This window comes from Methylobacterium cerastii (assembly GCF_022179125.1).
Taxonomy (GTDB): Bacteria; Pseudomonadota; Alphaproteobacteria; order Rhizobiales; family Beijerinckiaceae; genus Methylobacterium; species Methylobacterium cerastii.
The window spans coordinates 16,888-31,519 of record NZ_BPQG01000112.1 but is presented as its reverse complement, the minus strand read 5'-3'; the positions used below and the strand labels follow the sequence as shown (position 1 = coordinate 31,519).

The following is a 14,632-nucleotide window of genomic DNA, read 5'->3' as shown; positions in this document are numbered from 1 at the left end:
CCGCATCCGGTCGCGCCGGCCCGTCAGGATCTTGTGCGGGTAGGCCTGGTGCCCGACGTCCCACACGATCCGGTCGTCGGGCGTGTCGAACACGTGGTGCAACGCCACCGTCAGCTCGACCACCCCGAGCCCGGACCCGAGATGCCCGCCCGTCACCGACACGGTCTCGATCATCTCAGACCGAACCGCCTCCGCAACCGCCGGAAGGTCGCCCTCCGGCAACAAACGCAACGCAGACGTCTCAGACAAACCGTCCAAAATCGAGGGGGCCGGCATCGGGGGGGACTGCGTCACGGGTTCGGCCTCATCTCAAGTCTCGGACGGGGAGCGAGGGCGCAGGGCGCGCACGCTCCGCATCTCAGTCGACGTCCAGGGGTGCGACGCCTTCGGCGCGCCCGTCGGGTGTCAGGGTGATGCGCTGGATACGGGCCTCGGCCCGCTTCAGCAGCATCTCGCAGTGGCGCTTCAGCGCCTCGCCGCGCTCGTAGATCGTCACCGATTCGTCGAGCGCCACGTCGCCCTTCTCCAGGCGGCGGACGATGTCCTCGAGCTGCTCCAGCGCCTTTTCGAAAGGCATGTCGGCGGCGATCGCGGTCGCGTCGGGTCGGCTTTCGGTCATCCCTACAGGATCCTTTGGTGCGGTTCTAAGGCGGAGGCGGCGACCGCGACAACCCCGGGCACGATCAGGGTGGGGTGCGACCGGCGGTTTTCCGAGGCTGCGGCGACGTTTGCGCCACACCGGTACGGCGGCGGATCGGCCCGGTCAGCCGAGTTCGTAGCGGAACGGGACGCCCTCGAACGCGTCCGCGCCGCGGCCGATCGCGGCGATGGCGGCGACCATACGGCCGTCGCGGCCGAGCAGGCGGTCGGCGATCTCGACGAACAGGCGGTTCGGCGTGGCCGACGGCGAGGCGAGGCGCAAGGAAGCGGCGGCTTCCATTTCGTCGCGCGCCGGGTCGAGGGCGCAGGCGGCGATGTAGGCGGCCGCGGTCGAGCGGCTGATGCCGGCGTAGCAGTGGATCACCATCGGGTTCTCGCGCGGCCACGACGTGACGAAGTCGAGGATGGCGCGGACATGGTCCTCGGCCGGCAGCACGTAGCCGTCCGTGGCGACCGCGATGTCGCTGACGCCGACGACCGCGTGGCAGCCCTCGGCGATGCTCGCCGGCCGCGTCGGCGTCGCCGGCGGCGTGACAAGCGTCAGGACGTGGCTCGCCCCGGTCGCGGCGACGGTCTCGGTCAGGCGCGACAGGGGGCAGACGTGGAGCGTCGACATCTCGGGTCCGGGATTTCCGTCAGGTTTTGGAGGCGGTCGTCTGCAGCGCCGCGAAGTGGTCCAGGTAGCGGGCCTGGGCTTCGGCCGTCGGCCAGGGGTCGAGCAGGGCGAGGACGGGCTCGGGCAGGTCCTCGTGCCGGCCGAAATAGCGCGTCGCCTCGTCCGGCGCGAATCCGGCGAGGCGCACCGCCTCCGCGTGGGCGGCGACGCGGTCTGCGCGCTTGACCAGGCGTGCGAAGGCCGGCGTCGGGGCATCGAGGCCGAAGCGGCGACGGATCGCGGCGAGCAGGCGCCGCTCGACGCCCTTGTAGGCGTCGCCGATCGCCGCCTTGAGCGGGGAGATGATGTCGCCGACGACGTATTCGGGCGCGTCGTGCAGCAGCAGTTCGAGGCCCTGCTCCGGGGTGCAGGCCGGGAGGAGGTGGCGGCCGACCGCCTCGACCAGCAGCGAGTGCTGCGCCACGGAGAACACGTGCGGCCCGGCGGTCTGCCCGTTCCAGCGCGCTACGCGGGCGAGCCCGTGGGCGATGTCGGCCACCTCGATGTCGAGCGGGGAGGGGTCGAGCAGGTCGAGGCGACGGCCCGACAGCATCCGCTGCCAGGCCCGCGGCTGCACGGCGCTCAACGGTCCTCCTCCGCCAGCGCGGCGCAGGGCGCGTGGCGATGGCAGCCGACGAGGTGGTCGTTCACCATCCCCACCGCCTGCATGAAGGCGTGGACGATCACCGGCCCGCAGAAGGTGAAGCCCTGCGCCTTCAGGGCTTTGGCGATGCGACGAGACAAGTCCGTCTCGGTCTGGATCTCGCCTCGCGTCCGGGCAATGTCCTGAACCGGCTGACCCTCTGGCAGGTGGTTCCACAGGAACTTCGAAAATCCCGGCCCGCTCTCCTCGATCCGCAGCCAGGCGCGGGCGCCGGCGACGGTCCCGACGATCTTGGCGCGGTTCCGGATGATGCCGGTATCCTGCATCAGGCGCGCGACGTCGGCCTCGGTGAAGCGCGCGATGGCCTCGGGATCGAAGTCGGCGAAGGCGCGGCGGAAGCCGTCGCGGCGACGCAGGATGGTGATCCACGACAAACCGGCCTGGAAACCGTCGAGGATCAGCTTCTCGTAGAGCGCTCGCCCGTCGCGCTCGGGTACGCCCCACTCCGTGTCGTGATAGGCGACGTAGAGCGGATCGAGCCCGGCCCACCAGCACCGGGCGCAGCCGTCCGGGTGATGGATCAGGCCCTCGACCGGGTGGTGAGGCTCAGTGACGTGCGGTGCCTCGGCCATTCAGCCGGCCGCGGCGTCGGGCATCGCGAAGCTGGCGAAGGCCGGGCGCGCGACGGTGAGGACCTTGCCGTCGGCGTGCAGGGGCTCGCCCGCCGCGATCGCGTCGGCGAGCCGGTCGAGGCGCAGCATCGCCAGGCCGCGCCCGGCGGCTTGGCTTCCCGTCCGCCCGAGCACCTTGGCGCCGGCGGTGATCTCGGAGCCGGGCGCCGCCGCCTCGCCCTCGGGATAGGTCGCGGGCAGCATCCGGGTGCGGGCGGTGCCGCGGTGCTGCATCCGCGAGACAACCTCCTGGCCGACATAGCAGCCCTTGCGGAAGTCGACGCCGCCGAGCTGGTCCATCAACGCCTCGTGCGGGAAGGCGTCGCCGAGGGGGAAGTCGCGCCCGGCCTCGGGGACGCCGAGGGCGATGCGGTGGGCGTGGTAATCCGCCTCCGCCGCATCCGCGGAGAAGGCGCCGACGGCCGCGTAGAGCCGCGCGCCGAGGCCGTCCGCCCGCGCGTCGGCGACGGCGTCGACCTCGGCCGCGGTGGTGGCGCCATCCCAGGATGCGGCGATGGCGACGGTCGGGTCGACCGCGATCTCGACCTGGGCGCGCAGGCGGTAGAGCGTCAGGCGCTTGGCCAGGGCCGCCGCCTGCTCGGACGCGATGTCGAGGCGGAAGCCGCCGGGGATGGGCGAGATCAGGAAGTCGAACTGGATCTTGCCCTGCGGCGTCAGCAGGGCGCCGAGCCGGGCCTCGGCCTCGCCGAGGGTCTCGACGTTGCAGGTGATCACACCCTGGAGCAGGGCGGGGGCGTCAGGACCGGTGACGTGGACGAGGGCGCGGTCCGGCAGCAGGGCGATCGGCATGGCAGTTCCTTCGTCGGCGCCGCGAGGCCTCGCTCGGCGAGGTGAGGCCTTCCGGGCTGCGCGATTGCGCGAGGATGACGCGTGACATAAGCCGCCGGTGACCCGGCCTCAACCAAGGCGCTCGCGCAAGGCGTTTCCCATGGACAAGCCCTTCGACCTCGTCCTCTCCGGCGGCACGGTGGTGAACCAGGACGGCGCGCACCGGGCCGACCTCGGCATCCGCGACGGACGCATCGCGGCGATCGGCGACTTGGCGCAGGCGACGGTCGGCGAGCGGCAGGATTGCACCGGCCTGCACCTACTGCCGGGCGTGATCGACACGCAGGTGCATTTCCGCGAGCCGGGCCTCGACCACAAGGAGGACCTGGAATCCGGCTCGCGCGCCGCGGTGATGGGCGGCGTGACCGCGGTGTTCGAGATGCCCAACACCAACCCGCTCACCACCAGTGCCGCCGCGCTCGCCGACAAGGTGTCGCGCGCGCACCACCGGATGCATTGCGACTTCGCGTTCTGGGTCGGCGGCACCCACGAGAACGTCGGCGCGCTCGCCGAGCTGGAGCGGCTGCCGGGGGCCGCCGGCATCAAGGTGTTCGTCGGCTCCTCCACCGGCTCGCTGCTGGTCGAGGACGACGCGGGCGTGCGCGCCATCCTCAAGGCGATCCGCCGCCGCGCCGCGTTCCATTCCGAGGACGAGCCGATGCTGCGCGCGCGCAAGGACCTGCGGGTCCCCGGCGACCCGGCCTCGCACCCGGTCTGGCGCTCGCCCGAGGTGGCGATGCAGGCGACCCGGCGGCTGGTGGCGCTGGCGCGCGAGACCGGCGCCCGCATCCACATCCTGCACATCTCCACCGGCGACGAGATGGACTACCTCGCCGACCACAAGGACGTGGCGAGCGTCGAGGTGACGCCGCACCATCTGACGATCAACGGCGACGAGGCCTATGCGCGCCTCGGCACCCTCGTGCAGATGAACCCGCCGGTGCGCGGCGAGGCGCATCGCCGGAAGATCTGGTGGGGCCTGGAGCAGGGCGTCGCCGACATCCTCGGCTCGGACCACGCGCCGCACCAGCTGGACGAGAAGGCCAAGCCCTATCCGGATTCGCCGTCGGGGATGACCGGAGTGCAGACGCTGGTGCCGATCATGCTCGACCACGTGGCGGCCGGCAGCCTTTCGCTCGAGCGCTTCGTGGATCTCACCAGCGCCGGGCCCAAGCGCCTGTTCGGCATCGCGCGCAAGGGACGCCTCGCGCTGGGCTACGACGCCGACGTGACGGTGGTCGACCTCAAGCGCCGCGAGACCATCCGCAACGACTGGATCGCTTCGAAGAGCGCCTGGACACCCTACGACGGCAAGGTGGTGACGGGGTGGCCGGTCGGCACGGTGGTGCGCGGCGCCCGCGTGATGTGGGACGGCGTGTTGACCGAGCCGTCGCGCGGCGAGGCCGTTGTCTTCGAGGAAGCGCTGCCGCGGGCCTGAACCGTCAGGCCTCGGTGTCTAGGCCGACCCCTCGCATGGGCCTGAGATGGTTGGCCGGATGCCCGCGCCGAGGGCGAGCAACCGGCCGGTGGCGTCGATCGGACGTGCCCTCAGTGCTGGAGCGCGGTGGTGAAGGCGCCGCCGCGGATACGCTCGGGGAATCCCTCGGCGTAGCGGGCGGTGGCCTCCTCGCCATAGGTCATCACGAGTTCCTGGAAGGCCGCGAACAGGGCGGCCTGGGCCATGCAATCTCCGTCGAGGCCGTCGAGACAGCCTTCCGCGAACGCTTCGGACACGTAGCCCAGGGCGGCGCGCTTCTCGTCCACGTCGGCTTCGAACGGGGCGGTCTGAGTGCTGTTCTGCATGGCGATCGTATCCGTTGCGCGCGGGCTGGAGGCCCGGCGTACGGAGGGGATGATAGGCGGCTCATGGGTCCGCGACCAGCCGGGAATTGCGAAGCGGTTAACGCGACCGATCGAATACCGCGGTTTTCCCGGATGCTTCGCGGGTGTGGCCGGGCTGCATCATCCGCCGAAACGCCCGGCCAGCGCGTGCGACAGGCGCTCGCCTTCGGCGACGAAGCGGGCAGTCGCCTCGTGCGCCGCGGGGGTGCACACGCGATAGGTCGCGGCATAGCCGCGATAGCCGCGGTTGTAGGCCCCGGCGAGGCGGTCGCGTCGGCCGGGGGTGACGCCCTCGGCCTCGATCAGCGCCTTCATCCGGTTCGGCCACTCGGCGGCGTCGGCCCCCGCGCAGAGCCCGCGCAGGAAGGCGAGCGAGCCGATGATCTCGGACAGGCGCGTGAGGTCGCGGTCGTAGGGGGCGGCCTGCTCCGGAGGCGGGGCCGGCGGCTCTTTCTCGGCAGGTTTCGCGGCCGGGCGCGCCGCCGGGCGTTGCTGGGCGAGGGCCGGCGTGTGCGCGGCGGCGGCGAGACAGCCGAAAACCAAGAGGATCGTTCGCAGCGTGGCGATCATCCGCCCGAATGAGCCGCTTGGTGTCTTCCTACTCCCTGTCATCCCGGGCCTGCGCAGCAGAGCCCGGGATTCAGAGCCGCCGACAGCGCAAGCTGGATCACCATCCGCGGTTCTGGATCCCGGGCTCGCCTTAGGCGACCCGGGATGGCGAGGAGGGGACGACAACGGGGTTCGTGAAATCCGCACGTTCTGCGGCGAGTAGTGCGCGAAAGGCCTACCCGAGCGGTTGGACGGCTGCGGGACTGGGTCAACGGCGGCTGAAACCGTTTTCATCGGCCACCCGCCGACCGATAGGCCTCGACCTTCGCGAACGCGGCGGCGAGCGTGTCCGCGAGGCCGGGCGTCGTCTCCAGCTCCGCCAACTCCGCGCGGGTCGCCCAACGGACAGCGAGCGCTTCGGGGCCGGCCTCCGGCTCGCCGCCGCACCAGAGCGCCGCGTGCGGGTGGACGACGTAGTGGTGGCGCACGCGGCCGTCGGCCTCGCGCTGGATGATCTCGGTGGGCGGCAGCACGCCGACCATCTCGGCGTCGAGGCCGACCTCTTCCTTGAGTTCGCGCAGGGCCGCGTCGGCGATGGCCTCGCCGGCTTCGACGAGGCCGCCGGGCAGGGTCCAGACGCCGCGCATCGGTGCGTTGGCCCGCGCGGCGAGCAGCACGCGATCGTCGCGGATCACCGCGATCGACGCGCCGACGAAGGGGCGCAGCGGGAACAGGCGCGTCTCGGCCTCGCTCACGGCGTCGCCCCGTCCGGCGCGACCACGGCGACGCGGCCGTCGGACATCCCGACCAGGATGCGCGCCTGGCGCCCGCGGCCGAGCGCGGCGACGCCGAAGGCGGCAGGCGCAGGGAGCGCGATCCGCGCCCGCTCGCGGATGCCGCCCTTCAGCGAGACCAGGGCGAGCGCCGTGCCGTCGGCGCCGGGCAGGGCGAGGTCCGGCGCAGCCTTGTCCTCGCCCTCGACCGCGGCGGCGAGGTCGACGTCACCCGAACCTGCCGCATAGCCCGGGGCCTCGCCGTCGAGGGTGAAGGCGTCGGCGGCCGGACTCCACACTTGAAGCCGCCCGCCCTTCGCGAGGATGGCGGCGACCCGCGGCGACCCGGTGCCGGCGAAGTCGGCGACGGCCGCGATCCGCAGCGGCGCGCCGTCCTGCGGCGGCGTCCGCGCGGCGACCGACCAGTCGCCGATGCCGGCCCGGGCGACGAGCGCGAGGCCGGAAGCCTCGCCGCCCTGGAACGTCGCGGCGACGAAGGCGAGCTTGCCGGCGACCCGGACGGCGCGGGGCCGCGCGGCGGCGAAGGTCGCCTCCGGCCCGGGCGAGACCGTCACGGTCGAGACCGGCACAGGCTTCGGGTCGCCACCCATCGCCACCGGCTGGCGCTCCCGGATGGTGAGGCCAGCGGCCGCCGGCGTGGCGGTGCCCATCGCGCGGGTCGGCCCGGTGAGGTAGGCGCTGACGGCGCCCCACAGCGCGCGGCGCGAGCCGGGCAGGGCGCCGCGTGGCGTCTCGGCGGCGGCCAGGCCCTCGATCGCCTCGGCGCCGAGCAGCGTCGTGCGGATCGTGCCGTCGACGAGGCTGAGCGCCGCGCCGCCCTCCTTGCCCCAGACCACGATCAGCGGCGCGCTCTCCTCGTCGCCCGCCTCCGGCGCCGCCGCGTTCGCCGAGCGGGCCAGCGGGATCAGCCCGGAGGTCGCCACCGCCACCGCGACCTCGCTGCGCGGCCCGCGCATCGCGGTCGCCTGGAACGGCAGGCCGAGGATCGTAACCGCCGGCTCTGCGGCGGCGGGGGTGGCGGCGAAAACGAGAAGAAGGGACCAGCGGACCAGCCGGTCAGACATGCTGGCCGCCGTTGATGTGCAGCTCGGCGCCGTTCACGTAGGACGAGGCCTCGGTGCACAGGAAGTAGATCGCCTTGGCGACCTCGTCCGGGGTGCCGAGGCGCCGCTGCGGGATCTGCTCGACAAGCTTGTCGGTGCCGGGCGAAAGGATCGCGGTGTCGATCTCGCCCGGCGAGATCGCGTTGACGCGGACCCCCAGCGGACCGAAGTCGGCGGCCATCTCGCGGGTCAGGCCGGCGAGCGCCGACTTCGAGGTGCCGTAGGCCGCCCCGGCGAACGGGTGGACGCGCGATCCGGCGATCGAGGTGACGTTGACGATCGAGCCCTTGGCGCGGGCGAGCTCGTCGCGCAGGCCCTGGGCCAGCAGCACGGGCGCGAAGACGTTGACCTGGAACACCCGCTGCCACGTCGCGAAGTCGGTCGGCAGGGCGCCGAGGCGCTCGCCGTTCGGGCCCTTCGGCGAGATGCCGGCGTTGTTGACGAGCGCGTGCAGCAAGCCGCCCTCGTTCGCGAGCCGCTCGGCGACCTCGCGGACCCCGCGCACGGTGTCCGCGGCGTCAGCGAGATCGACCTGGAGGTGGTCCTCCGGCCCCATCTCCCACGGGCAGTTCTCCGGGAACGCGTGGCGCGAGCAGGTGATGACCCGCCATCCCGCGGCGGAGAAGCGCTTGACGGTGGCATGCCCGATGCCGCGGCTCGCCCCCGTGAGCAGCATGATGCGGCGGCGTTCGTTTCCGGGTGTGGCCAAGGCCGTGCCTCGCTTCCATTCGGGGCCGGCGCCGGGGCACCCCGGCGGGCCTCCGCATTGAGGCTCCGGTCTAAGCGCAGCGGTCTCGAAAATCCAGCGGCTTCGCCGCGCCGCAACACTGGCCGCGGCGCTTGACCGGCAGGACGTGGAGCGGGATCACCCAAGCCCCGCAGCCAGCACAGCCGGATCATCGCTCCATGCCGAACACGGCCCGCCCCACCGACCGGATGCCCGCGATCCCGGCGGCCAGCCTCACCCCGGCCCAAGTCGCGGCGTCGGACGCGTTCCTGGCCGCGCGGAAGGTGCCTGTCTTCGGCCCCTTCGTGCCGCTGTTGCGCAGTCCCGACCTGATGCTGCGCGCCAGCGAGATGGGCCTGTACCTGCGCTACGACAGCGTCCTGCCGTTCAAGATCAGCGAATTCGCGATCCTGATCGTGGCCCGCGAGTGGAGCCAGCAGATCGAATGGCAGATCCATCACCCGATCGCGCTGAAAGCCGGCCTCGATCCGGCGGTGGCGCAGGCGATCGCGGAAGGCCGCCGGCCGGACGGCATGTCGTCCGAGGAGGCCGCGGTCTACGCGTTCTCGACCGAGCTCCAGCGCAACAAGGCCGTGAGCGACCCGACCTATGCGGCGCTGGTCGCCCTCTACGGCGAGCAGGGGGCGATCGATCTCACCGGCATCAACGGCTATTACGCGCTGCTCGCCATGACGATGAACGTCGCCCGCACCGCGCTGCCCGAGGGCGTTGCGCCGCCGCTGCCGCCCCTGGTGCCGTAACCCGTCCCTACGGATAAAGCCGCGACCGGTCCCAGCCCTCGCCGTTGCGGGTGAAGCGGACGCGGTCGTGCAGGCGGTAGTCGCCGTTGCGCCAGAACTCCATCGCCACCGGCTCGATCCGGAAGCCGGTCCAGTTCTCCGGCCGCGGCACCGGCCCGTCCTCGTAGCGCGCCGACAGCTCCGCCACCTCCGCCATCAGCGCGTCGCGGCCCGAAAGCGGGCGCGACTGCCGGCTGGCGATCGCCCCGAGGCGGCTGTCGCGGTGGCGGCTGGCGAAGTAGGCGTCCGCCTCCTCGGCCGTCACCCGCGACACCGGACCGCGGACGCGGATCTGCCGCCGCAGGCTCTTCCAATGCAGCACGAAGGCGGCCTGCGGGTTGGCGGCCAGCTCCTCGCCCTTGGCGGATTCGACGTTGGTGTAGAACACGAAGCCGCGCGCGTCGTAGCCCTTCAGCAGCACCATCCGCACGTCGGGGAGCCCGTCCGCGCCGGTCGTCGCGAGCGCGATGGCGTTGGCGTCCTCGGGCTCGGAGGCGGTCGCCTCGGCCATCCAGGCCGCGAACAGGCCGAACGGGTCGTCGCTCAGGGTGAAGTCCGCGGCGTCCGGGACCGCATCATGTCCGCCCGACTCATCGATCTTTAACGCGTCCACGACTTAATCCTCCGTTGTGAGATCCGGGTCGGGGGGCACCGACGTTGGAGCACACTTACGCGCCATCTCGGCTGGGGTTCAGGGTCTCGGGTACAGGTGTAATGCGTCGTCCCGACAAGAAGGAAGTGGCCGCGGCGACGCCGCAGGCGGAGGCGTGTGCGAAGCGGATCGCGCCGGCGGCACTGGCCGCCTGCCTCGTCTCGATGCTCTGCGGCTGCAGCCAGCCGCTCCTGATCTTCCGCGCGGACGCCACCCCGGAGGCCAAGGCCGCGACGGTGGCCGACGAGCCGATCGTCACCGGCAGCATCAACCGGCGCCCGACGAGCTTCGGCTCGGACCTCGGCGAGGAGGATTGGCGCCGCGCCTACGCCGCGCTTGGGGTCGCCCTCGACCCGCAAGGCAACGGCAAGCCGGTGAAGTGGGACAACCCGGAGACCGCCTTGCGTGGCACGATCAACCCGACCGGGCTGCCCTACGTCGCCCAGGACCTGATCTGCCGCGACTTCCTCGCCTCGGTCATCGCGCCGAACAGCAGCCGCTTCGTGCGCGGCACCGGCTGCAAGCCCTCCGGCGGCGAATGGGAGCTGAAGCGGATCCGCACCGGCAAGGCTCCGTCGGACAAGGCACCGCCGGGCAAGAGCCACCTGGACAAGGGCCACACAGACAAGACGGGCTGAGCGCGACGCGCCCGGCGCTGCGTCCGGCAAGCCTTGCGCTGCGCTCGGCTTGACGTCGGCAACGCTTGCGCCGAGTCTCGCCGCCCCTACGTTGCGCAAGGGCAACAGGCCGCCCACATGCGGCCTGTATGGCCGCTGCTCCACAGCCGGCGCGAAACCACGAAACTCAAGAGACCGATGCGCAATCCCTACGAGGTGCTGGGCGTACCCAAGACCGCCGGCGAGGCCGAGATCAAGAAGGCCTATCGCAAGCTCGCCAAGACCTACCATCCCGACACCAACAAGGACGCCAAGGCGAAGGACCGCTTCGCCGAGGCGAACTCGGCCTACGAGATCCTCGGCGAGCCGGAGAAGCGCCGGCAGTTCGACCGCGGCGAGATCGATGGCGACGGCAAGCCGCGTGCGACCGGGTTCGAAGGCTTCGGCGGCGGCCGCGCGGGCGGGTTCGACTTCGGCGGCGCGCCCCGCGGCCGCGGCGGGCCGGCGGGCGGCATGGCAGGCGGCATGGGCGAGGACATCTTCTCGCACCTGTTCGGCGAAGCTTTTCGCGCGGGCGGTGCCGGGCCTGGCCAGCGCGCGCCGGCCCGCGGCGAGGACGTGGCGGCCGAACTCGGCGTGACCCTCGAGCAGATCGTCAGCGAGGAGAAGCTGCGGGTCGGCCTGCCGGGCGGGCGCGAGTTCGACGTGATGATCCCGAAGGGCGTCGTCGACGGGCAGACGATCCGCCTGCGCGGCCTCGGCTCCCCCGGCGGCCCGCGCGCGGAGCCCGGCGACGCCCTCCTGACGATCCGCGTGCTGCCGCATGCCCGCTTCACGGTGGACGGCGCGGACGTGCGAACCACGGTCGACCTGCCGCTGGAGGATGCGGTGCTCGGCGGCGCGATCCGGGTGCCGACGCTCACCGGTGCCGTCGAGATGAAGATGCCGCCGATGACCTCGTCCGGCCGCACCTTCCGCCTGCGCGGCAAGGGCCTGCCGAAGAAGGACGGCACCCGCGGCGACCTGTTCGCGACGACCGCGATCCAGCTGCTGGCGGACGACGCGGGCCTGACCGAATTCGTGAAGGGCCGACGGACCGCCCGTGCCGAATAGCCGGCGGCGCTCCGGGCGGGTTCGCCGGACTTCCGTCCCCGGCGCGCCTCCGCTAAGGATGCCACCGGCGCGACCGCCGCCCCGTAGCGCGGGGTGGCCCGGAGTCCCGGGTGCCAGAGCGAAATTTCGGGTGTGGCATGGCGGCTTTCGACGCAACGGACGAGCAGGGCGCAGGCGCCAGGGACGGTGCGAAAGGCAGCAACCTGCTCGCGGGCAAGCGCGGCCTCGTGCTCGGCGTCGCCAACAACCGTTCGATCGCCTGGGGCATCGCCAAGAGCGCGCATGCTCATGGCGCAAAGCTCGCCTTCACCTACCAGGGCGACGCCCTGAAGAAGCGCGTCGAGCCCTTGGCCCGCGAGCTCGACGCCCACGTCGTCGGCCATTGCGACGTCACCGACCCGGCCTCGATCGACGCGGTGTTCGCCGCGACCGCCGAACTTTTTCCGGAGGGGATCGACTTCGTCGTCCACTGCATCGCCTTCTCGGACAAGGACGAGCTGACAGGCCGCTACGTCGAGACCACGGAAGCGAACTTCACCAAGTCGCTGATGATCTCGTGCTACTCGTTCACGGCCGTCGCCCAGCGCGCCGAGAAGATCATGCCCAACGGCGGCTCGCTGCTGACGCTGACCTATTACGGCGCCGAGAAGTGGATGCCGCACTACAACGTCATGGGCGTCGCCAAGGCCGCCCTCGAAGCCTCCGTGCGCTACCTCGCCGCCGACCTCGGCCCGTCGAACATCCGCGTCAACGCGATCTCGGCCGGCCCGATCAAGACGCTGGCCGCCTCCGGCATCGGCGACTTCCGCTACATCCTCAAGTGGAACGAGTACAACGCGCCCCTACGGCGCACGGTGACGATCGGCGAGGTCGGCGAGACCGCCTCCTACCTGATCTCCGACATGTCCCGCGGCATGACCGGCGAGATCCTCCACGTCGACGCCGGCTACCACGTGGTCGGCATGAAGAACCCCGAGGCGCCGGACCTCAGCCTCGACAAGGATTGAGGTTCAGGCTGACGTTGTCGGCGAACGCCTGTTCCTGATCTTTCGCACCTCAATCCGGCACGGTCATTTCCGCGACGCCCGCTTGCGCCTCGGGAAATCGCGGGTCCATCGCCTCCAGCGTGTCCGCGATGGTGCGGGCGATGATGAGGTTACGGAACCACTTCCGGTTGGCGGGCACCACGTACCAGGGCGCGTGCGGCGTCGAGCACCGGGTGAGCGCATCCGAGAAGGCCGTCTGGTAGGCGTCCCAGGACTTGCGCTCGACGAGGTCGGCCGGATCGAACTTCCAGTGTTTCTCGGGGTCTGCGATCCGCGCCTCGAGGCGCTCCTTCTGCTCGTCCTTCGAGATGTGGAGGAAGAACTTGAGGATGTGGGTGCCGGATTCGGTGAGTAGGCGCTCGAAGTCGTTGATCAGGCCGTAGCGCGCCTGCCAGACCGGCTCCGGCACGAGGTCCTTCACCCGCACCACCAGCACGTCCTCGTAATGGCTGCGGTTGAACACGCCGATCATGCCGCGCGCCGGGGTGCGCTGGTGATAGCGCCACAGGAAGTCGTGGTCGCGCTCCTCGATCGAGGGCACCTTGAACGAGGCGACGCTGCAGCCCTGCGGGTTCACCCCCTCGAAGACGGCGCGGATGGTGCCGTCTTTGCCGCCTGTGTCGATCGCCTGGAACACCACGAGCAGGCTGCGCTGGCGCTCGGCGTAGAGTTTTTCCTGCAGCGCCTGAATCCGCGCACGCTCGGTCGCCAGCGCAGCCTTCGCCCAATCCTTGTCGAGGCTGCCGTCGGCGTTCGCGTCGACCTCCGCCAGATCGAAACGGCGCCCCGGGGCGACGGTGACGATCCCGTCCGCCGCCGCGACCGGGGCCGGCAAGTGGGCGGCGACCAGCGCCGGAGCGGTCCCGGCGATCTCGCTGGTCGCCGCGGCCCACAGGGACGAGGACGGCGCCTTGCGCCGCGCGGCGGCGGCGGAACGGTCCGGCGAGTTTGTCACACCGGTCGTCCCCGCCTTCTGGCGCTCATCCGTCTTGCGGTGCTTCTTGCTCATGGACAGACCTTCTACCGGCCGATCGCCTTCCGGCCTAGATCGGGCACCCGCTTTGCATGCGGGGCGACCCGAGCCCCACAAGACCGCCACTGCCCGATGGACCGCGCCGCCATGACCGCCCCCCTTCCGCGAGACCGCCGTCACGGACGTCACGGGTGAGTGCACCGATCGGGACCGCCGGAGCGTGAAGCCCATTTCGACGATCTACTTCATCCGGCACGGCCAGACCGATTGGAACGCGGAAGGCCGCCTGCAGGGTCAGCGCGACATCGCCTTGAACGCCGTCGGACAGGTCCAGGCCGCCGACGCGGCGGATCGGCTCGCGGCGCTCGCGGGCGAGCGCATCGCCGAGGCCGAGTTCATCGCGAGCCCGTTGCTGCGCACGCGGCGGACCATGGAAATTTTGCGCGACCGCCTCGGCCTCGCGCCCGCCGGCTACCGCAGCGATCCCCGCCTGATGGAGATCGACTTCGGGTCCTGGGAGGGGCAGACCTGGGCCGAGATCCGCCGACGCGATCCCGGCGGCGCCAGCGCGCGCGACCGTGACCGCTGGGGCTACCGTCCGTCCGGCTCCAGCGCGGAGAGCTACGCGATGCTGACCGAGCGCGTCGCGCCGGTCTTCGCCGACCTCGGGCGGTCGACCGTGGTGGTCGCCCACGGCGGCGTCGCCCGCGCGATGTTGGTCGCGCTCGGCCATCTCGACATCAAGGCCGCCCCCCGCATCGCCGTCCGCCAGGGCGCCGTGCTCGTGGTGGACGCGGCCGGATGGCGCTGGGCGTGAGATTTCGTATTCGTCATTCAAGACCCGTTCAAGGGTGAGGTATACACCCGGGCGTCGGGGCCGGTTCGCAGGGTCCCGTCCCGGTCGGCGGACTGCCTCGATAACGGCACGATCCGGCGTCAGGAACGCGCTCCGATCGCCGGCCGGTTGCGCATGCGAG

Annotated in this window: 19 protein-coding genes; 6 read left to right on the top strand and 13 right to left on the bottom strand. The window is 71.7% G+C overall.

Annotated features, from left to right (window positions below; genetic code table 11):
- The 6 genes from MFF13_RS25075 to ygfZ form a co-directional block, all read right to left on the bottom strand.
- Window positions 1-276: 1-deoxy-D-xylulose-5-phosphate synthase N-terminal domain-containing protein (locus MFF13_RS25075; RefSeq protein ID WP_283205840.1), on the bottom strand; the 276-nt coding region annotated here is incomplete at its 3' end.
- An 82-nt stretch (window positions 277-358) separates the two neighbouring features.
- Window positions 359-619 (bottom strand): exodeoxyribonuclease VII small subunit, encoded by a 261-nt coding sequence (locus tag MFF13_RS25070; RefSeq protein WP_147754345.1) that lies wholly within the window; start codon window positions 617-619, stop codon window positions 359-361.
- Between the two features lie 144 nt (window positions 620-763).
- Window positions 764-1,276, bottom strand: a complete 513-nt coding sequence (locus tag MFF13_RS25065; RefSeq protein WP_147831088.1) for a tyrosine phosphatase family protein — start codon at window positions 1,274-1,276, stop codon at window positions 764-766.
- A gap of 19 nt (window positions 1,277-1,295) precedes the next feature.
- Window positions 1,296-1,868 carry an HD domain-containing protein gene (locus tag MFF13_RS25060; protein ID WP_147831093.1) on the bottom strand — a complete coding sequence of 191 codons (573 nt, stop codon included), beginning with the start codon at window positions 1,866-1,868 and terminating at the stop codon, window positions 1,296-1,298.
- 29 nt (window positions 1,869-1,897) lie between these two features.
- Window positions 1,898-2,551: a DNA-3-methyladenine glycosylase I gene (locus tag MFF13_RS25055; RefSeq protein WP_238273264.1), complete on the bottom strand. Its 654-nt coding sequence runs from the start codon at window positions 2,549-2,551 to the stop codon at window positions 1,898-1,900.
- Window positions 2,552-3,400 carry a CAF17-like 4Fe-4S cluster assembly/insertion protein YgfZ gene (gene ygfZ, locus MFF13_RS25050; RefSeq protein ID WP_147831085.1) on the bottom strand — a complete coding sequence of 283 codons (849 nt, stop codon included), beginning with the start codon at window positions 3,398-3,400 and terminating at the stop codon, window positions 2,552-2,554.
- A 139-nt stretch (window positions 3,401-3,539) separates the two neighbouring features.
- Here ygfZ and MFF13_RS25045 point away from each other — a divergent pair, with 139 nt between their 5' ends.
- Window positions 3,540-4,877, top strand: a complete 1,338-nt coding sequence (locus tag MFF13_RS25045) for a dihydroorotase (RefSeq protein WP_238273263.1) — start codon at window positions 3,540-3,542, stop codon at window positions 4,875-4,877.
- 110 nt (window positions 4,878-4,987) lie between these two features.
- Here MFF13_RS25045 and MFF13_RS25040 read toward each other — a convergent pair whose 3' ends face one another.
- The 5 genes from MFF13_RS25040 to MFF13_RS25020 form a co-directional block, all read right to left on the bottom strand.
- The gene (locus MFF13_RS25040; RefSeq protein WP_147728485.1) at window positions 4,988-5,242 is read right to left on the bottom strand and encodes a hypothetical protein; all 255 of its coding nucleotides are present in this window, start codon (window positions 5,240-5,242) and stop codon (window positions 4,988-4,990) included.
- A 159-nt stretch (window positions 5,243-5,401) separates the two neighbouring features.
- A complete protein-coding gene (locus MFF13_RS25035; protein WP_238273262.1) occupies window positions 5,402-5,851 on the bottom strand; it encodes a TIGR02301 family protein in 450 nt (149 codons plus the stop codon).
- A 269-nt stretch (window positions 5,852-6,120) separates the two neighbouring features.
- The gene (locus tag MFF13_RS25030; protein ID WP_147831079.1) at window positions 6,121-6,585 is read right to left on the bottom strand and encodes an NUDIX hydrolase; all 465 of its coding nucleotides are present in this window, start codon (window positions 6,583-6,585) and stop codon (window positions 6,121-6,123) included.
- Window positions 6,582-7,688 (bottom strand): hypothetical protein, encoded by a 1,107-nt coding sequence (locus MFF13_RS25025; RefSeq protein ID WP_238273261.1) that lies wholly within the window; start codon window positions 7,686-7,688, stop codon window positions 6,582-6,584. Before MFF13_RS25025 ends, MFF13_RS25030 begins: the two co-directional genes overlap by 4 nt.
- On the bottom strand, window positions 7,681-8,403 hold the full coding sequence (locus MFF13_RS25020; RefSeq protein ID WP_147754679.1) for an SDR family NAD(P)-dependent oxidoreductase: 723 nt from the start codon (window positions 8,401-8,403) through the stop codon (window positions 7,681-7,683). Before MFF13_RS25020 ends, MFF13_RS25025 begins: the two co-directional genes overlap by 8 nt.
- A 230-nt stretch (window positions 8,404-8,633) precedes the next feature.
- Here MFF13_RS25020 and MFF13_RS25015 point away from each other — a divergent pair, with 230 nt between their 5' ends.
- On the top strand, window positions 8,634-9,215 hold the full coding sequence (locus tag MFF13_RS25015; RefSeq protein WP_147831075.1) for a carboxymuconolactone decarboxylase family protein: 582 nt from the start codon (window positions 8,634-8,636) through the stop codon (window positions 9,213-9,215).
- A gap of 7 nt (window positions 9,216-9,222) precedes the next feature.
- Here MFF13_RS25015 and pdxH read toward each other — a convergent pair whose 3' ends face one another.
- A complete protein-coding gene (gene pdxH / locus MFF13_RS25010) occupies window positions 9,223-9,801 on the bottom strand; it encodes a pyridoxamine 5'-phosphate oxidase (RefSeq protein ID WP_147764136.1) in 579 nt (192 codons plus the stop codon).
- A gap of 167 nt (window positions 9,802-9,968) precedes the next feature.
- On the opposite strand from pdxH, the gene MFF13_RS25005 reads away from it, so the two are divergent.
- The 3 genes from MFF13_RS25005 to fabI all read left to right on the top strand — a co-directional run bounded on the left by MFF13_RS25005 (window position 9,969) and on the right by fabI (window position 12,643).
- Entirely contained in the window at window positions 9,969-10,544 is a 576-nt protein-coding gene (locus tag MFF13_RS25005; RefSeq protein WP_147831073.1) for an RT0821/Lpp0805 family surface protein, read from the top strand.
- Window positions 10,545-10,721: 177 nt separating this feature from the next.
- The gene (locus tag MFF13_RS25000) at window positions 10,722-11,636 is read left to right on the top strand and encodes a DnaJ C-terminal domain-containing protein (protein ID WP_147831070.1); all 915 of its coding nucleotides are present in this window, start codon (window positions 10,722-10,724) and stop codon (window positions 11,634-11,636) included.
- A gap of 137 nt (window positions 11,637-11,773) precedes the next feature.
- Entirely contained in the window at window positions 11,774-12,643 is an 870-nt protein-coding gene (gene fabI, locus MFF13_RS24995) for an enoyl-ACP reductase FabI (protein WP_238273260.1), read from the top strand.
- 49 nt (window positions 12,644-12,692) lie between these two features.
- Here the strand turns inward: fabI and MFF13_RS24990 are convergent, their stop codons facing one another.
- Window positions 12,693-13,691, bottom strand: coding sequence for a polyphosphate kinase 2 family protein (locus tag MFF13_RS24990; RefSeq protein ID WP_147831068.1), 999 nt, complete (start codon window positions 13,689-13,691; stop codon window positions 12,693-12,695).
- A gap of 193 nt (window positions 13,692-13,884) precedes the next feature.
- On the opposite strand from MFF13_RS24990, the gene MFF13_RS24985 reads away from it, so the two are divergent.
- Window positions 13,885-14,472, top strand: a complete 588-nt coding sequence (locus tag MFF13_RS24985; protein WP_187273733.1) for a histidine phosphatase family protein — start codon at window positions 13,885-13,887, stop codon at window positions 14,470-14,472.
- The last annotated feature ends 160 nt before the right edge of the window (window positions 14,473-14,632 follow it).